At 62.1% G+C, this 17,625-nt stretch carries 12 protein-coding genes and 2 pseudogenes; 8 read left to right on the top strand and 6 right to left on the bottom strand.

Translation table 11 applies throughout. The features are described 5' to 3' along the window. Positions 1 to 131 precede the first annotated feature (131 nt). Complete coding sequence (locus tag JQS30_RS01230; RefSeq protein WP_213171595.1) at positions 132 to 1,712, top strand: bifunctional uroporphyrinogen-III C-methyltransferase/uroporphyrinogen-III synthase; 1,581 nt, start codon at positions 132 to 134, stop codon at positions 1,710 to 1,712. Between the two features lie 274 nt (positions 1,713 to 1,986). Next, positions 1,987 to 3,030 (top strand): porphobilinogen synthase, encoded by a 1,044-nt coding sequence (hemB, locus tag JQS30_RS01225; RefSeq protein WP_213171594.1) that lies wholly within the window; start codon positions 1,987 to 1,989, stop codon positions 3,028 to 3,030. Positions 3,031 to 3,733: 703 nt separating this feature from the next. Here hemB and JQS30_RS01220 read toward each other — a convergent pair. The 3 genes from JQS30_RS01220 to JQS30_RS01210 all read right to left on the bottom strand — a co-directional run bounded on the left by JQS30_RS01220 (position 3,734) and on the right by JQS30_RS01210 (position 6,384). Further along, positions 3,734 to 4,114: a hypothetical protein gene (locus tag JQS30_RS01220; RefSeq protein ID WP_213171593.1), complete on the bottom strand. Its 381-nt coding sequence runs from the start codon at positions 4,112 to 4,114 to the stop codon at positions 3,734 to 3,736. Next, positions 4,111 to 4,650, bottom strand: coding sequence for a hypothetical protein (locus tag JQS30_RS01215; protein ID WP_213171592.1), 540 nt, complete (start codon positions 4,648 to 4,650; stop codon positions 4,111 to 4,113). The genes JQS30_RS01220 and JQS30_RS01215 overlap by 4 nt, the downstream gene beginning before the upstream one ends. A 663-nt stretch (positions 4,651 to 5,313) precedes the next feature. Then, a complete protein-coding gene (locus JQS30_RS01210) occupies positions 5,314 to 6,384 on the bottom strand; it encodes a UDP-N-acetylmuramate dehydrogenase (RefSeq protein WP_213172915.1) in 1,071 nt (356 codons plus the stop codon). 688 nt (positions 6,385 to 7,072) lie between these two features. Between JQS30_RS01210 and JQS30_RS01205 the strand changes: the two genes are divergently transcribed. Beyond that, on the top strand, positions 7,073 to 7,843 hold the full coding sequence (locus JQS30_RS01205) for a maleylpyruvate isomerase N-terminal domain-containing protein (RefSeq protein WP_213171591.1): 771 nt from the start codon (positions 7,073 to 7,075) through the stop codon (positions 7,841 to 7,843). A 569-nt stretch (positions 7,844 to 8,412) separates the two neighbouring features. Next, positions 8,413 to 9,534: an ABC transporter ATP-binding protein gene (locus tag JQS30_RS01200; protein ID WP_213171590.1), complete on the top strand. Its 1,122-nt coding sequence runs from the start codon at positions 8,413 to 8,415 to the stop codon at positions 9,532 to 9,534. A gap of 131 nt (positions 9,535 to 9,665) precedes the next feature. Here JQS30_RS01200 and JQS30_RS01195 read toward each other — a convergent pair whose 3' ends face one another. Continuing rightward, positions 9,666 to 10,148, bottom strand: coding sequence for a RidA family protein (locus tag JQS30_RS01195; RefSeq protein WP_213171589.1), 483 nt, complete (start codon positions 10,146 to 10,148; stop codon positions 9,666 to 9,668). Beyond that, positions 10,148 to 10,309: a Sp36 family protein gene (gene sp36, locus JQS30_RS01190; protein WP_213171588.1), complete on the bottom strand. Its 162-nt coding sequence runs from the start codon at positions 10,307 to 10,309 to the stop codon at positions 10,148 to 10,150. Before sp36 ends, JQS30_RS01195 begins: the two co-directional genes overlap by 1 nt. Before the next feature lie 347 nt (positions 10,310 to 10,656). Here sp36 and JQS30_RS01185 point away from each other — a divergent pair, with 347 nt between their 5' ends. The 3 genes and pseudogenes from JQS30_RS01185 to bagB all read left to right on the top strand — a co-directional run bounded on the left by JQS30_RS01185 (position 10,657) and on the right by bagB (position 13,992). Further along, positions 10,657 to 11,451, top strand: a complete 795-nt coding sequence (locus JQS30_RS01185) for an Rv0361 family membrane protein (protein WP_213171587.1) — start codon at positions 10,657 to 10,659, stop codon at positions 11,449 to 11,451. 308 nt (positions 11,452 to 11,759) lie between these two features. After that, positions 11,760 to 12,725: pseudogene (bagA, locus tag JQS30_RS01180) on the top strand (ATPase BagA); the annotation flags it as partial. Positions 12,726 to 12,876: 151 nt separating this feature from the next. Beyond that, positions 12,877 to 13,992 (top strand): ArsA family ATPase, encoded by a 1,116-nt coding sequence (gene bagB, locus JQS30_RS01175; RefSeq protein WP_213171585.1) that lies wholly within the window; start codon positions 12,877 to 12,879, stop codon positions 13,990 to 13,992. A 163-nt stretch (positions 13,993 to 14,155) separates the two neighbouring features. Here the strand turns inward: bagB and JQS30_RS17615 are convergent. Continuing rightward, a pseudogene (locus JQS30_RS17615) lies at positions 14,156 to 14,464 on the bottom strand (WhiB family transcriptional regulator); the annotation flags it as partial. Positions 14,465 to 15,052: 588 nt separating this feature from the next. On the opposite strand from JQS30_RS17615, the gene JQS30_RS01165 reads away from it, so the two are divergent. Beyond that, on the top strand, positions 15,053 to 17,536 hold the full coding sequence (locus tag JQS30_RS01165) for a transglycosylase domain-containing protein (protein WP_213171584.1): 2,484 nt from the start codon (positions 15,053 to 15,055) through the stop codon (positions 17,534 to 17,536). Positions 17,537 to 17,625: the final 89 nt, after the last annotated feature.

Here is a 17,625-nt window from a genome sequence, read left to right as displayed (position 1 = left end):
TGCCGTGCCGTTGTGGACTATGCCCAGGTGGGCTGGCAAACGATAAGAGGCTTCAGGCGAAGACGTACTTGCGCCTGGGCCCCACAAACCGATGTAACCCATTTTCCTGATACCCACAATGGAGCGACGCTATGACGAGTGCCCGTAAGCTGGTAGGCCGTGTGCAATTCGTCGGGACTGGCCCAGGCGATCCCGGGCTGCTGACCAAACGGGCCCTCGACGCCATCGAAGACGCTGACTATTTGTTCTACGATCGCGCCCTCCCGCAGCAGATTCTCGATCACGCCAAGAGCCTGGCCAAGGCCGACGCCCGCGTCAGCTTGGTGGAGGCCTCCCCCACCGAGCAGGCAAAGAACATGACGGCCCACTCCAAGGAGGGCTTCAATGTGGCCCGCCTCGTGGCCGGGGACATTTACCCGCATCGCATGGTGCAAGCCGAGATCAAGACTGCCTCGGCCGAGGGCGCTCGCTTCGAGGTGCTGCCGGGCATGAGCCACGCTCAGGCAGTGTCGGTGTACGCGGGCATGCCACCCTCACCGATTCGCACCGTGATTGACATCGAGGACATCGCGGCACTAGAGCCGCAGATGCTCTCCGACGCGGTCAACCGGGGCAGCCTGACGGTCACGGCCGACGTAGCCGACCTGGGAAGCCTGCGCGACATTCTGCTCGCGGGCGGCGTCTCGGGTGACACGGCTGTCGCCGTGACCGGGGATGCCACGGGCGAGACCGAATACACGACCACTTCCTCGGTTGACACGTTTGTCGAGGCCGCGCTCGGTTACGCCGGGCAGGTCGTTTTGACGATCGGGGCCGGGGTGGAGGACCGAGCCGAGCTGGGCTGGTGGGAGTCCCGCCCGCTGTATGGTTGGAAGGTTCTCATCCCCCGCACAAAGGAGCAGGCCGGAGCCATGAGCGCGCGGCTGCGCGCCTATGGCGCGATCCCGTGCGAGGTGCCGACGATCGCCGTGGAGCCGCCGCGCACCCCGGCGCAAATGGAGCGGGCCATCAAGGGCCTGGTCGATGGGCGTTTCGCTTGGATCGTGTTCACGTCGGCCAATGCGGTCAAGGCCATTTGGGAGAAGTTCCAGGAGCACGGGCTTGACGCTCGCGCCTTCGGTGGCTTGAAGATCGCCTGTATCGGTGAGGCGACGGCCGAGAAGGTGCGTAGTTTCGGTATCGAGCCCGAACTACTGCCGACCGGTCAGCAGTCCTCGGAAGGTCTGCTAGAGGTCTTCCCGCCTCACGACCCCGTTTTGGACCTGGTCGGGCGGGTACTACTGCCCCGTGCCGACATCGCGACCGAGACGTTGGTGGCCGGGCTGCAAGATCGTGGCTGGGAGGTCGACGACGTGACCGCTTACCGGACCGTGCGAGCCTCGCCTCCGGCCGCGGAGATCCGCGATGCGATCAAGTCCGGCGGATTTGACGCGGTGCTGTTCACCTCGTCGTCTACCGTGCGCAACCTGGTCGGTATCGCCGGAAAGCCCCACCAGCGCACCGTCGTGGCCACGATCGGCCCGCACACGGCCGAGACCGCGACCGAGTTTGGCCTGCGGGTGGATGCCAAGCCCGAGAGGGCCGCCGTGCCAGACCTGATCGAATCGCTGGCCGACTATGCCGTGGAGTTGAAGAAGCGCCTGGCTGAGGGACCGATCAAGACCCGCCGAGGAGCGAAGGTGCAGGGCCCGACGGCTCTACGCTTCCGCTAACCATACGTATCTCAGTGTGCCGGGCAAGCCCTTCGGGCTTGCCCGGCACACTGGTTTCTAGACCTGTGAGCGTGAGGCGATGGGATTTCGATTACACCCGGCTTGTAAGCGCACGCGCTTGCTATAAGCTGGAGTGCTCCCTGCGACTTCTCTCGCAGGTCGCATCTGCACGTGAGGCTCGATCCAGCGCCAACGTGAGCCGCGAAAAGGGTCACGGCCCTGGCCAAGCAGCTCATCGCATCAGCCTCAGTCAACCCATCAGGAGTGATGACTCGTGTCGCAGGCACAGCCGGGTTCACCCAACCCGCACCTTTCGCCGGGAACAGTTCCGTCCGCCGCAGCGCCGCCGCTACCGACGTCACGACCTCGCCGCCTGCGCCGCACCCCGGGCCTGCGAAACCTCGTCTCCGAACACCGCGTCCACCCCGCAAACCTGGTGTGGCCGGTATTCGTGAAGGAAGGGCTGCGAGAGCCCCGCGAAATCTCCTCCCTGCCCGGCGTCATGCAGCACACTCGGGATTCGGTCCGCAAAGCCGCCGTCGAAGCGGCCCAGCTGGGCCTGGGCGGAATCATGCTCTTCGCCATCCCCGAGCACCGAGACGCGATCGGCTCGGCTGCCACCACCCCAGATGGCATCCTCAACGCCGTGACTCGCGAGGTGGTCGCCGAGGTCGGCGACGCGCTGCCGGTCATCCCCGACCTGTGTTTGGACGAATTCACCGACCACGGACACTGCGGTGTGCCCAGGGCCGATGGCTCGATTGACAATGACGCCACGTTGGCCCGTTACGCCGACATGGCGGTAGCGCTGGCCGAATCCGGTGGTGACGTGCTGGGTGCCTCGGGCATGATGGACGGCCAAATCGGCTATGTGCGTTCCGCGCTCGACGCGGCCGGACACACCGATACGGCGCTGCTGGCCTACGCGGCGAAATACGCCTCGGCCTGGTACGGCCCGTTCCGGGAAGCGGTCGAATCACAGCTACAGGGCGACCGCCGCGCCTACCAGCAAGACCCCGCCAACGCCACCGAGGCGCTGCGGGAGATTGACGCGGATGTGGCCGAAGGCGCCGACATCATCATGGTCAAACCCGCACTCCCCTACCTCGATATTGTGCGCGCGGCGGCCGAACGCGTGCATCTGCCCGTGGCCGCCTACCAAGTCTCGGGCGAATACGCCATGATCACGGCTTCGGCCGACCGAGGATGGATCGACCGGAAAGCGGCCATCGTGGAATCGCTGACGGCTATCAAGCGTGCCGGGGCTGGCATCATCGCCTCATACTTCGCCCCCGAGGCGGCCCATCTTCTCCGATAGTTAATCGGGCTCTTTGCAGGTGTCTACGCACACGTGCGCTGGTCACGTGGTGCCGTTGTACCTACGGCGTGCGTCGGCGGGCCCTGGACGTCGCTGGCTTAGGGTGGGGATCGCCCACGCTCATGGAAGCAAGGTTCGTCGCTGGCTCCGGCCGGTCCCGCAAAGGCCCGGTTTCAGTTGAGTATGTAGTTATCCCGCCGGTCTGAGAACGGCTCCCGCGAATCCTGGCCAGACTGCTCCTCTGCCGTCTGGTGGTGGCAACGGTGGTTACTCGACGGCTAGGTGCCCTCTGGTTCGGTCTGCGCGGTGCGCTGCCTGGACCCCATCGAGGCAACCTCATCGTCTCGGGGTCGATGGGTTTCCCTCGGTGGACCTAGACTTCTCAGCCTTTGGGGATCGGTGCCGTCACGATGGGGCCAATCTTGTCCGACAGTTCGCGTGACTGTCAGGGCCACCCCATCCACAGCGGTAGTACGAACACCTCCAGCGAGTGTGTTCGCGTTGCTTGCCTGGCTGGCAAGCTGCAAGATGAATTGGTTGTCTTCGGTTGGTTCATGCGCGGCTGGGCGCGGCTTTGTGGTGAGCGGTCAGGACAACTCGGTGGGGCTACTAAGGCCCCCTTGGGTTCTCGTGCTCTGACTGTGGGCGCGGCGTATGGACTCCACGCCTCCCCTAACGGCGCATCAGTGCCGATGCGGCGGGCTCAGGTGGTGCCGGATAGGTCTGGGTGTGCGGCTGCGTAGGCCAGGAAATTGTCATGGAAACGCTGAAGCCCGTAGGCGGCTTGGCCAAACACGAGCGTCTTAATCCACCACGCCCCCGAGGGCAACACATAGGCCCGCACGATGGGGTCACCCTCGCGGGATTCCTCCCGGTGCACGGCAACAGAGTCACCCATCCAGGAGCCATACAGATAGAAGTAATACCCGTCGGAGAGGAACCGGCCGTAGAACTTGCCCGGTTCTAGGCGTGCGCCGAGTATGTCGAGTTTGGACAGCCGCACGGTCAACGCATCGGATGGTGGATACCCGTTTACTTGACGCACTATGGGAACCCGCCCGTTCTCGTTGGGCCGAGCGCTCATGTTGCCGCCCCCAGAATCGCCTCTGCCGACTCGGTGATCACGCGGTCGAGCAACGCCTCACGCCACTGCTCAGTACGGGCCGCAAATGGCGATTCCCACGCAATATCAGCGATCCGGCCCCGCGCCAGGCTGATGGTGGCCACCGGGATCACCAGCGAGACCCCTTGCAGACTCAGCGCCAGTGCCGCCCCCTTATCTGGATGCGGAGACACCATATAGACGCTTGAGTCGAAACTAAACTCCACCACCTGCGCCCCAGTGGTCTTGGTCGAAGCCACGTCCCTGGGTTTGATGGAGGTGCCCCGTGGCGAACTGGCCGACTCAGTGGCTTTGCCCCGCGAGCGGCCAGAGGTGGTGGCGCGGCCTGAAACCGTTGTCCCCACATCGTTCGCCCGCATCGCGGCGGAATCGTCGGTCTTACTAGCGGTGGCACCCTCAAGGTCGGTAGTCGTGGTGCGATCCGAGCCTGTCGCGGCATCACATGAGCCAGTCGAACCGGTTGATCGCGAACTCGTCGAGTAGATGGGAGTACTCATGCCGCACCGCCCGAAGACAGCACCGATACCCGCATCTGCCAGGGCATATACGGGTTAAAAAGGTGTGAAGATGTGGGTGTTGGATGCTCGTTTTTGGGTGCGCGGAAGCGTATGGTGGTTCGTAGCATTACGAACTCCGTTTCTTGATGCTGAGGGGTGGTCCGCTGGAACCAGTTTTAGCGGACGGGGTCCTACGGACCACCCGATTCCATGTTTAGTTGTGCCCACCCAAAGCGGTGGGCTTTTCTGTGCCCGTCAACGGTAAAACCTGTTGGGTCAGTTTCGCGGTAATGACATTCCGTTGCTCGTGTCGCTTTCGCGACAGAATCAACGAGAACCCCAGCGGCTACCGTGGCAGCTTCACACAGAACCCGATGGCGGCGCTCCTCCCCAGAAACGCACTAACGCTAGACGTTGCGGCACAGGTACACCCGCTCCACCACATCCAACCCAGTGACAACAGCCCGTCACATCGGATAGCACGAAACTATCCCGGACCAAAACGCAGAAGTCAACCACCACAACCCAAACCGCCCGGCGTGTCCCCTCAAACTAACCAGAGCGCACGCCTGAGACGAGACACAGAACACGTGGTGTGGCGAGGCCCGATCGGTTCGCGCGCAGGAGATCGCCACACCGCCGGAGGCCAACCACTCGGACCCGTTAAAAGCCGACCGTCACCGGTTCGGGGTGCAGGCGAATGCCCAACTTCTCTTCGACGCCGGTGGCGACTTCCTCAGCCAACGCCATCAGTTCGCTAGTGGTGCCGCCGCCTCGGTTCGTGAGCGCCAGGGTGTGCTTGGTGGAGATGCCGACATTGCCGCGCCGGTAACCCTTCTCGAAACCGGCCTGTCCAATGAGCCAGGCAGCCGAAACTTTGATATCGCCATCGGCGGGCCAGTGCGGGGGCTCGGTGGCGACCCGTTTCTGCAAGGCTTCGAATTCGTCGCTGGTGATGACGGGGTTGACGAAGAAGGAGCCCACTGAGTAGGTGTCGGGGTCGGCATCATCGAGCACCATTCCCTTACTGCGGCGCGAATCGAGCACGCTGGCGCGGGCCTCGGCCAGAGGGACGGTGTCACCCACGTCGACGCCGAGCTTACGGGCGGTCTCGGCGTAGCGGATGGGCTGAGAATTCGGGCTGCGATACAGACGGAAGGTCACATCGGTGACAAGGTAGCGGTCGTTGCGCTTGAAAACACTGGTGCGGTAGCCGAAGCGGCACGCAGCCTGGTCGTATTCGACCACGCGCCTGCTCATCCGGTCATAGACAGTGGCGCTGAGGAGAGTGTCACAGGTTTGTTGCCCGTAGGCGCCGACGTTTTGAATCGGAGTGGCCCCAGCCGAGCCGGGGATACCCGAGAGGCATTCGACGCCAGAGAGACCTTCGCTAATGGCCCATTGCACGAAGGCGTCCCAGTTGTGGCCAGCAGCGACACGCACGGTGACGTACTCCGCCGATGAATCCAGGACTGTGACGCCCTGGTTGCGCAACAGGATGACCGTGGAGGGCCATCCGGCGTCGGAGATGATGACGTTGGAGCCCCCAGCGAGGACGAAAGGGCGTTCACCAGCCTCGCTGGCGCTTCGCAGGGCCGTGATCGCATCGTGCGAGGTGGTGACGGTGATCAGGCGCTTGGCGGGACCACCCAGCCGTAGCGTCGCGTATTCGGCCAGGTTGACGTCCGTCTCCTCAATCCGGTTGGGGATGTTGTCGCCTATCTGACTCGCCATATCGTTTTGGGCCGAATGGCCAGTAGCATCAGTCACGGGACTAACTTTAAGCTGGTTTTAAGGCGTCGGCAAAGGTGGGTTGGCCGAGCCACTGGAGGTGTGAATTGCCACGAAAATCCCTGCATACGCAACGTCAATGGTGATAGCGGACGTGGCGGAGGACCGCTACGTCCACCGCTGGGTCACGCGATTTCGCCTAACGGGATCGGCGACTGGGCGCGGCACTGTGGTTAGCCTCGATTGAACTTTCGCAGAATGTTCGTTCTAGGAGCATTTCCACGGCTGAATCTCGACAGTTGCCGGATAGGGTTGAGGCGGTGAGACACCCGCGACAGCCCACGTCGCGAACGCAGACGGTTTGCCCTGTGAGCAGGGCCGACCCTCATTCGTTCACCGAGCTCTCGCAGGTGTGAGGGCACAGAAGGCGCAGCCGATATAGACAAGGAACAAGGGCATCGTTGCTCAAGGGGCACACCGCCGGGGCAGATGGGTCTCGCAAGTGGTGGCCCACCGATCCAAAGCGACGACGTCCCGCCAAGGCAAAAAGCGATTTCAAATCCACTTGAGGCAAAGTTTACCCTGGTAGACGAGCCGATAAGGACAAAGAAGTCGCTTCGTACACAAGTCTTGCCGATGTTGCGAAGTTGCCTCAGCCTCTACGTACTAGTTGAAATGGTGGTCATACATCATGACAAAGCCACACGTCACTGATTTCCTCATTGAGCTGGAGCATGAGGCCGCGGTCCTGCGTGGCTCGGTCGCGGAGGCCGATTTTAACCAGGTTATTCCCTCCCGTCCCGATCTGACTTTGGTGGATCTGGTGGCCACACTGGTGGGGACATATCGGTTCATCATCCAAGTGCTGCACAACGAAAACACGGCTGCCCCGATTCCATCCGAGCCGACTACCCCGCGCATTGCCGAAGATCAACTGTTGCAAACGTTCGATGACGTGCTTGCCGACTTGATCGGCGCACTCAAGGCCCGCCCGGCCGATTCACCCGCGTGGAACTGGGCTCCGGTGGCCAAGACTGTCGCCTTTTGGCACCGGCGCGCTCTAACGGAAACCGCCCTGTCGCGCTGGGACGCGCAAATGGCCATCGGCGCGACCGAGCCATTCCGGCCCCGACTGGCGTGCGACATCATCGCAGAAGCGCTGGAGGCCTATCTACCGGCTGGCAGGCGCCGCAATGCGGGAGACCAAGCCACCCACGGCCTAGTGCAGTTGTTCGCGCAGGATGCCGACGAGACGTTCTTCGTGCGCCTACACGCGCGCGCCGAAGACGAGGCGTGCGGCCGGATATCGGTGTTGAGCAATATCGATTCCGATAGCCAGTTGCAGGCCCGCGCGGCTGGGTCAGCCTCCGACTTGGCGCTGGCGTTGTGGGGCAGACTGCCCTTTGGCATCACCGACGCGGTGGGCGATGACGATCTATTGCAGTCGTTGCGGGTGCAGTAGCTACCCTTTAAAGCCTGGGCACATGTACAGTTTCCGCGTCCTGGTCAGCTCGTTTACCAGGGCGAACGCCCCTCCTGCGATCGTGAGTCCACACGTTCGCATGGGCGTTTGAATCCACCTATCCACCGCTCCCACCATGGGACCATGGGATATTTAGGGGTGCGGGCATCTTGCGTGCGATCTAATTCACGTTATTGTATGGCTAGGGGCTGTTCGCCTTCAGTTTGCAAAGTTTCTTCCATTGCTGTAAGAATTTGCACGACGTACTGAGGCGAGAGCGAACTCAACAGGTGCCCCTAGAGGTCGTGCCCGCGTATCGACACTGTGCGACCTTGGTTACCTGTGGCCCTACCCCTGTCGCTCTCACAACGGCTTTAAGTGGACCCTCTACTTCCGGCCCCCATACGACCAAGCGAACCGAATAGATTGCCTAACGATGCAGGTTGGCATCTGGCGAGGTCACACGACGGCCGACCCTCACGGGGCGGACAACGATGAGCCACTGGAGGAATCCGACCTGCGCAGCCGTCAATCCGCCTGCTAACCGCGCTGTGAAAGGACCACCCTTAATGGCTACCGTGACCTTCGACAAGGCCTCCCGGATCTATCCGGGGAGCGATAAAGCCGCCGTTGACCAACTGGAACTAGAAGTCGCCGACGGCGAGTTCTTGGTTTTGGTCGGTCCCTCCGGCTGTGGTAAGTCCACCTCCCTGCGCATGCTCGCCGGGCTCGAATCGGTGGACGAAGGCGCGATCTACATCAACGACACCGACGTGTCGGACCTGCCCCCCAAAGCCCGCGACATCGCCATGGTGTTCCAAAACTACGCGCTGTATCCACACATGAGCGTGTTTGACAACATGGCGTTCGCCCTCAAACTCGCCCACACACCCAAGGCCGAGATCCGCGCCCGCGTGGACGAAGCCGCGAAACTGTTGGACCTGGCCGACTACCTCGACCGCAAGCCCAAGGCGCTCTCCGGTGGTCAGCGTCAGCGAGTCGCCATGGGCCGCGCCATCGTGCGCGAACCGCAGGTGTTCCTCATGGACGAGCCACTCTCCAACCTTGACGCCAAGCTACGAGTCCAAACGCGTTCTCAGATTGCCTCGCTGCAACAGCGACTGGGCACCACAACCGTCTACGTCACCCACGACCAGGTGGAGGCCATGACGATGGGCCACCGCATCGCGGTGATGAAGGATGGAGTGCTCCAACAGTGCGACACACCGCGAGCGCTGTACGAGACGCCACAGAACTCCTTCGTGGCCGGGTTCATTGGCTCCCCGTCGATGAACATCGCGACCGTGCCGCTGACAGAGGACGGCGCGAAGTTCGGCGACGTGACCATTCCGATGGAGCGCAGCGTTCGTGAGGCGGCCGTCTCGGCGGTCGGCTCCGATGCGGCGACCGGCGAGACCGGCGACAAGCAGGTCACCGTGGGCTTCCGACCCGAACATTGCAAGCTTGGCGACGCCAACTCCGGCGGCATCGAAATCAAGGTCGACCTGGTCGAGGAGCTGGGCTCAGAGTCCTTCCTCTACGGCCACCCGGCCTACGCCAATGGCGCGGAACGCTTCGTGATCCGCTGCGAGGGCGGCGACCTGCCGGGCCTGGGCGAGACGACCTACCTAGTGCCCAAGCCAGGCAAGGAGCACATCTTCGACGCCGCCTCGGGTAGCCGTCTGAACTAAACGCCCGCCACGACAACGCCTTAAACGTGAGGTGGGGCCAGCTGCGAATGCAGCTGGCCCCACCTTTAGTTGTGGCTATGTTGCGCCTGAGGTGGCCCGAACGCGCTCGCGGGAGGCCACCCAAGCCCTTCCTAGGCCAAGTAGGTCGTTCCCGAGACGTTGAGCTCGGCGATCAAGTCGACCTCGACCGGCACGTTCAGCGGCAGTTCAGACACGCCAACGGCGGAACGAGCGTGCTTGCCCGCCTCGCCCATGACTTCACCGAACAGCTCTGAGGCACCGTTGATGACCTTCGGCTGGGCGTTGAAGCCCGGGGCCGAGGCGACGAAACCAGTCACCTTGACGATGCTCTTGACCTCAGCGAAATCCACCACTGAGGCAATCGCGGCCAAACCGTTGATCGCGCATAGCCGCGCCAGGTCATAGGCCTGGTCGACGTCGATTTCCGCACCGACCTTGCCGGTCGCGACGATCTGACCATCGGATACTGGCAACTGGCCGGACACGTAGATGTAGTTACCGCTGCGCACGGCCGGTTGGTAGGTGGCAACCGGCGGTACGACCTCAGGCAACGTCAAGCCCAGGCGTTCCAGGGCGGGTTTGATGTCTACCACTAGTTGCCCTCCCTTGGCCGCTTGAAGTAAGCCACCAACTGCTCGGCATTGTTGCCAGGCAAGACGGTGACAAGTTCCCAGCCGTCTTCTCCCCACGTGTCCAAGATCATCTTGGTGTTGTGGATGAGAAGCGGCGCTGTAGCGTACTCCCATTTCTGCATAGATGCAGAATATGTTCTCCTCCCTGATCGCGCGCATCCCCGGGGCATCCTGTTCGTTAGAACTCAGTAGAGGCGCTTCCTAAGCGTCTCCGCTGAGGCACAGGTGGCTGGAGTGCACGCAAGGTCGGTGCCGCTCTCTTCGTGTCATGTGATCCGGTTCAGCCCACCGAGGACGTCCCATCGCCCCGGCTGGCGTGCCCGGGAGCACCGACACGGCGTCATCCCACCGGCTACGTCACCGGCCACACCAGCGCGAAGCAGGCGGTCACCGGTGACACAACCGCGCCACAGGGCCACCACCAGTGCCAAGGACACTTCTCTTTCGACACCCTTCAGGGGGTTATGACGTGACATCAACCCACGACACTCACGAGCCGCGTAATTCACGCGAGGCTGACACCGAGCTCGATCGCCATGCCGCGTTCGAACAACACCCCACCCTCGACCGCTCAGAGGCGCACGAAGAATCGAGTTGCCCCACCCTGAGCACCGAATCCCACCCAGACGAGGACCACCAGTCCAACCCATCTCCAGCCACATCGACCACACCGAGACCACGAACACGGCTTTCCACTTATGCGAACGACGAATCTCCCAACCGCTCCACACGCAGCGACACACCGCGTCAGCGCCGCCCAGCTCCCACTGCGCAGCACGACCCCGTACCGGCGCAAGCTGCTGCTGAGGCTCCTGCTGGCCCAGCCGACGACGATGAACCGGAAGCACGGCGCTTTAAGCCTTTGACCTGGGCAATCATTGCCGCTGCGATTGCTTTCACGGTGGTGGTGCTCATTTCTGGGATGCGGCTGATCGCGGGCGTGGACGACCTGGACGACACCCCGGCTCGTTCGGTGGATGGGTTCTTGACCGCGTTGCTGGACGATCAGGATTCCGCGGCGGCGGCCGATTGGCTATGTGCCGAGAAGCGGGACCGGGACCTCAATAGCGCCCTGCTGGCTTTGGCTGATTTGGGCGAGCACGGCATTACCTTCCATGATGTGACCGAGGTGAACCGCGATGTCGGTTCGGCGACAGTTACCGCTGAGCTCAGGGCCGAAGGCGAGACAGCGCTGTGGACGTTCACGTTGGTTGCTGAGGACTCAAACCCGCAATGGGTGGTGTGCGACGTCGCCAACGGTTAGTTATTGGCGCGACTTAGGCAGCGGTGTCCCGACTTGGGGTGCCGCTGTCACGCTGTTGCTGGTCGCTTCGGTATTTGACTTTCGGTGGAGGCAAGCCAGGCACGCTGTGGGGCGGCTGATCGGTCACGCCGTGTGCTGCTGGATGCACGGCATCCGTTATTCGAGCTAGAATGCGGCTGATGTCGTCCGATCACGCTCTGCGCTCCCAGCGGCGGCCATCTGGACCGCCGGAGCAGCCACCCGAGGCCCGCAGCTCACCTGCGCGAGGTACCCGGGTTCGCCGTGCTGCTGAGGACACTTCTGGCTTTGCCGCCACGGATGCGGCCGAGTCGGGAGGTAGCGCCGCCCGCCAGCATCCGGTCCGTTTGCATGTGGTCACCGGCAAAGGTGGTACGGGAAAGACCACTGTGGCGGCGGGCCTGGCGTTGGCTTTGGCCAATGGCGGTCGGCGTGTGTTGTTGGTGGAGGTCGAGGGGCGGGGCGGTATCGCCCCGATGTTCGACGCGGGGCCGCTTCCCTATGAGGAGCGCCGTCTAGCCACGGGAGCCGACGGCGGTGAGGTGTATGGCTTGGCCATCGACGCTGAGGCCGCGCTGCTTGACTATTTGACGATGTTCTACCGGCTCGGTTCGGCGGGCAAGGCTTTGCGCAAGTTGGGGGCGATCGACTTCGCGACAACCATCGCTCCGGGGTTGCGAGACGTTTTGTTGACCGGGAAGGTCAAGGAGGCGGTGACGCGCTCCGAGGGCGGGCGTTACGTGTATGACGCTGTGGTGTTGGACGCTCCGCCAACGGGCAGGGTGGTCAAGTTTCTCAATGTCACGGTGGAGAGTGGCAGGTTGGCCAAGTCGGGGCCGATCGCCAACCATTCACGCTCGGTGGCACGGCTGCTGCATTCGCCGCAAACTGCCGTCCACCTGGTGACGTTGCTCGAAGAGATGCCGGTGCAAGAGACTTTGGATGCCGCCGCCGAGCTTGAGAGCGCTTCTTTGCGCGTTGGTCGCATCATCCTCAACCATGTGCACGATAGTTCCCTGTATGGCGTGAAGATGACTCCGGCGCGCTTGAAAAAGGGTTTGCGGGCCGCTGGGATGCCCCATGACGCGCAGACTGTGGCCGGATTGCTGGTCGAGACTGAACGTCAACAGCAGCGGCTGGGGTTGGAGCAGGGGATGCGGGAACGTCTCGACGAGCTAGGGCAACCGGTGGTCGAGGTGCCACGTTTGGCCACGGGAGTCGACTTGTCGGACCTTTACGGGGTTGCTCAGCGGCTAAGGCCAGTTGTTTCCACACCTGTCGTGTCGGGACCGGTCGTGGCTGAGGAGGCACCGCTGGTTGAGGAGGAGACGACTCCGGCTCGATTGTCGCGTTCGACTTCTGCGCCGAAGACCGCTCCGGCCACCGGTGAGGGAGAGGGCGACGAGGATGCCGGCTGACCTGGATATAGACAAGCTGCTTGCCGACGAGGACAAGCGGGTCATTGTCTGTTGTGGGGCTGGTGGTGTGGGCAAGACGACTACCGCCGCGTCGCTGGCGCTGCGAGCCGCTGAGCTGCATGGCCGTCACGCTGTGGTCCTCACCATTGACCCGGCTCGTCGGCTTGCCCAGTCGCTGGGTATGGAACAGCTGGAGAACGCGCCACGGGCGGTCGCGGGGGTGCGCTCGGGCCAGTTGGACGCGATGATGCTGGACATGAAGCGCACTTTCGATGAGATGGTCGAGGCGCATTCGACTCCCGAGCGAGCTCAGGAGATTTTTGCCAACCCGTTCTACCAGGCCATGAGTTCGACGTTCTCGGGGACGCAGGAGTACATGGCGATGGAGAAGCTAGCGCAGCTGCGCAATGCTGAGCAGTGGGACCTGATTGTGGTGGACACGCCTCCGTCGCGCTCGGCGTTGGATTTTCTGGATGCTCCGGCCCGGTTGAGTCGGTTTTTGGACGGGCGGATGGCGCGGCTGTTGACCGCTCCGGGGTCGTCACGTCCTTCTCTTTTGTCGTTCATGGGTTCAGCGGCGCATATCTTCACGCGCGCGTTCCACAAGATTCTCGGTGGTCACTTGCTGACCGACGTGGCGCAGTTCGCGAAGTCGCTGGAGTCGACTCTGGGCGGGTTCCGGCAGCGGGCCGAGGCCACTTTTCGCACGTTGCAAGATCCGCAGACATCGTTTCTAGTGGTCGCGGCCCCGGAGCCGGGGGCGATGCGGGAAGCCATGTACTTTACTCGGCGGTTGACCGAGGAGCGGATGCCGCTGGAGGGTTTGATTTTGAACCGGACTACAGCGCCGGTCGCCGAGTCGGTCTCGGCGGTGCGCGCGGCGGGGGGCGCTGCCCGGTTGTCCGAGGAGGACGGCGATGAGGCCGTCGCCGCCGTGCTGCGGTTGCACGCTGATCTGATGCAGGCGCAAAGGGCTGAGCAGCGGCTAGCGGCACGTTATACGGCAGCGTGCCCTAGCGTGAGTCAATTGTGGTTGCCTCGAATGGCCCGGGACGTGTACGACCTAGACGCACTGCGGGAGTTCGGACAGCTGGCCGCCGATTAGGTTCTGTCTGGTCCTCAGACCGCTTTGAGGCGACGCCCATAGCGGGCGTCGCCTCAAAGCGTACGGTGTTTACGTCGTCTGCGCCCCGAGTAGGAGGGCGACTTCTTCTGGCCTGAGTGTGCGTTGTGCAAATGGCTGGATCGTGGAAGATTAACTTCATCACTGCGGCGAGTTGTCGCTGCGGATCCGGTGCCGAGGTGCGCTCTTCCTCCAGCGCGATCTCGAATACCGACCGCCAGCTGCGAACACCTGGGTGCTTGCGTAGTAGAGCTCGCCGTTCCCGCTCTGTCATTCCGCCCCAGACTCCGAACTCGATTCGGTTGTCTAGCGCGTCGGCGAGGCATTCCAGTCTGACGGGGCAACCCCGACATACCTTCTTGGCGTTGTTCTGTTCCGCCCCCTGTACGAAAAGCGCGTCTGGATCGCCTTCCTGACAGAGTGCCTCATTGGTCCAGTCGATCAGCAGTCCCATCTGCATGACCTCCCCTATTATCCCTTCAAACCCCTCGACAGTTCATTTCTGTGACGAGGACGCCACGTTGCGTAACTGTCAGAAACGGACACTACACTCTTAGCAACATTTTGACTACCCTTAGCTATTAAAATCCCGTGCCCAAAAGGCTAAACGTGAACTTTTTGATCATGTCGCTGATGAGAGAAAACTCTTGCCGGACAACGGAATCCGACCTTGGTTCATTAAGTGCCGATGCCTCGAAACATCGGAGAAAATTTTCTTGTGCCAGCTAAGAGACGCAGCGTGGCCTTCCCTGCCACCGTGACACTGATTGACCGAAAGATCAAGGGCTAGCCACCCCTCGATTGCGAGGTATTCTCATACTGGACCTGTTTGGCCCCTATCGTCCCCCAAAGGGCCACATAGTCGCTTTTACCAGCAATGGCACAAGGCCACTTCAGTATCATCACCAATGCGAAGTGATAACGATTTCCGCTCACAGGCAGCCGAAACCACCTCGCGTAACGTCACTATTGCACCGCAGCGGCGTCGTTTGCCGAACTTGACCGGCTCTCCCCGTCCGCACAATTGTCGTAATCTAAGGTGGTGACCCCTGTGCAAAGAACTCCCGTATCGTTCCCGCCGCGCAGTCCACTCTCCAGCGTCTTCGCCCTCCTCACGTGCGGAGTGCTCGTGGGAGTGCTGGCGGCCGCAGCAGTGTTCCCGCTGCTGGCGGTCGGGGGTTTCGCCGCCAAACAGAGCATCGAAAAGTTCGACTCGCTACCGGGGGAACTAACCGAAGCCAACCTGCCGCAGACAACCAAGGTCTACGCCTCCGACGGAGAAACGCTCATCGCGAACTTCTACGAGGAAAACCGCGAGGTCATCGAGCTAGACGACGTCGGCGACGTCATGATCAACGCGCTGTTGGCCGCCGAGGACACCCGCTTCTACGAGCATGAGGGCGTCGACTGGACCGGTGTGCTCCGGGCCGCGGTCACCAACCAGACCTCCGAAGACAGCCAGGGCGCATCCACGCTCACCATGCAGTACGTGCGCAACTCTCTCATCTACTCGGCCTCGTCCATCGACGACGTGATCGCGGCCTCCGAGCCGACCATGGAACGCAAAATCAGGGAAATGCGCTACGCGCTAGCTCTAGAAGAAGAGCTGACCAAAGACGAGATTCTAGAGCGCTATCTCAACGTGGTCTTCCTGGGCAGCCAAGCCTACGGTGTCCACGCTGGCGCATACACATACTTCGACAAGGCACCCAACGAGCTAGAGCTGCACGAAGCGGCTTTCTTGGCCGCACTGCCCAAATACCCCTCATTGGCATCGATCAACGCCGAAGCCGACCTGAGCGAGCCGCTGAGCCGACGCAATTGGGTGCTCGACCGCATGGCCGATGTTGAGTACATCACCGAGGCCGAAGCCACAGAGGCCAAAGAAGAGCCACTGGGGTTGAACCCACAGCCGACCGGAAACGAGTGTGTGGACACCACTCACACCGACTGGGGATTCTTTTGCGACTACTTCAAGCAATGGTGGGCGTCGAACCCGCAATTCGGTGACACCCAATGGGAACGCCTCGACCTGCTGAAACGAGGCGGCTTCAGCATTACCACCAGCATGGACCCCGACGTACAGTCCAAGTCGATGAAAACCCTCGCCAGCCACATCGACGTGAACAACCCGACCGCATTGGGTTCGGTCGTGGTCACACCGGGAACCGGCCATGTGCAAGCCATGGCGGTCAACCGGATCTACAGCCTCGACCAGTCGAACAACGGACCACACTCGAACGAACGCCTGCGGTCGGCCGGGGTGGACTCCAACTATCCAAACACGACCATCCCGTTGCTCAGTGGCAACGACGAGACTCCCGGTTTCCCCGCCGGTTCAACCTTCAAGCTCTACACCATGTTGGCCGCCCTAGAAGAGGGCATGCCGCTGGCGACCAGCCTGCCCTCACCCCACACCTACCACTCACGGGTGTACACCGTCCACGAAGAGGGCCGTGCCTCATGCAGCCAGGTTAATCCTGGCCAATATGTATGGTGCCCCAGCAATGACAACCCGTCGATGACACAGTCCAGTATGGATATGTGGGACGCCTACGGCCGCTCGTCCAACACATACTTCGTTCAGCTACAGGAGTTTGTGGGCACATCGGCAGCCGTGGAGATGGCCGAGCGAGCAGGCATCAACTTCCGCGCTGAGGAAGGCGTGGTTGAAGCACGTAACAACGAGAACCAAGAACTCGACGAGTACGGCATGTTTACCCTAGGCCTGGACTCCACCACTCCGCTGGACATGGCCAACGCCTACGCGACCGTGGCCTCCGGCGGCATCAAGTGCGACCCCATGCCAGTCCTGAAGATTCACCGTTCGGACGGCTCCTTTTGGGAAGACGCCTCAGAACCCAGCTGCGAGCGCGTCATTGAGGAAGACGTGGCGCTGGCCGCCGTGAGCGCGGGCCGCTGCCCGGTGGGCCAAAGCGACGATGTCTCCCGCTGTAGCGGTGGCACGGCCACTGGCGAAGGCTCCAGCTTCGACCGTCCGCTCATGGGTAAGACCGGTACCGCCGACCGCAACCGTTCGTACTGGATGATGTTGGCGACCCCGAACGCGGCCAGCGCGACCTTCGTTGGTGACCCGGACATGTCGTCGCGGTCGGTGAACGCCAATAGCGCTTGGTCGTCGCAAGTGCGAAGTTCGGGCATTACGGTACTGGGCCACGCGGTGTCCAAACTGGATGTTGAGGATTGGGATACCCCTAGCAATGATTTGGTCAGGGGCAAGGACCTCACCAGCATCCCCAACATTGGATGCGTGAATGTGAACACGGCGATCAATACGATTGAGAACGCGGGCTTCAATGCCGTTGTGGCGCAAGGGCAGCACGATTCGAGTTGTGATCAGGGTCAGGCGTTCTCCACCACTCCCACTGGTACGGCTCCGAAGGGGACGAATGTCTTCATCTTGATTTCCAATGGGGAGGATCAGGATGATCACGAGGATGACGACGACGAGGATGACGACGACGAGGATGACGACGATGAGGATGAGGACGACGACGACGACTGACTCATTGTCACGCACCTGAGTGGATCACCGTGATCAATTGCTGACGGGTCTGTCGCTTCCCCATAAGAGGGGCGACAGACCCGTCGGTA

It is taken from the genome of Natronoglycomyces albus (assembly GCF_016925535.1).
Classification (GTDB): domain Bacteria; phylum Actinomycetota; class Actinomycetes; order Mycobacteriales; family Micromonosporaceae; genus Natronoglycomyces; species Natronoglycomyces albus.
The sequence above is the reverse complement of the archived record's forward strand: the minus strand, read 5'-3'. Positions and strand labels throughout refer to the sequence as shown.

Bases quoted from the DNA above. Each gene is read 5' to 3' on its own strand.
- JQS30_RS01230 (WP_213171595.1), top strand. From the start codon at position 132: ATGACGAGTGCCCGTAAGCTGGTAGGCCGTGTGCAATTCGTCGGGACT.
- JQS30_RS01220 (WP_213171593.1), bottom strand. From the start codon at position 4,114: ATGAGCGCTCGGCCCAACGAGAACGGGCGGGTTCCCATAGTGCGTCAA.
- JQS30_RS01215 (WP_213171592.1), bottom strand. From the start codon at position 4,650: ATGAGTACTCCCATCTACTCGACGAGTTCGCGATCAACCGGTTCGACT.
- JQS30_RS01210 (WP_213172915.1), bottom strand. From the start codon at position 6,384: ATGGCGAGTCAGATAGGCGACAACATCCCCAACCGGATTGAGGAGACG.
- JQS30_RS01205 (WP_213171591.1), top strand. From the start codon at position 7,073: ATGACAAAGCCACACGTCACTGATTTCCTCATTGAGCTGGAGCATGAG.
- JQS30_RS01200 (WP_213171590.1), top strand. From the start codon at position 8,413: ATGGCTACCGTGACCTTCGACAAGGCCTCCCGGATCTATCCGGGGAGC.
- sp36 (WP_213171588.1), bottom strand. From the start codon at position 10,309: ATGCAGAAATGGGAGTACGCTACAGCGCCGCTTCTCATCCACAACACC.
- bagB (WP_213171585.1), top strand. From the start codon at position 12,877: ATGCCGGCTGACCTGGATATAGACAAGCTGCTTGCCGACGAGGACAAG.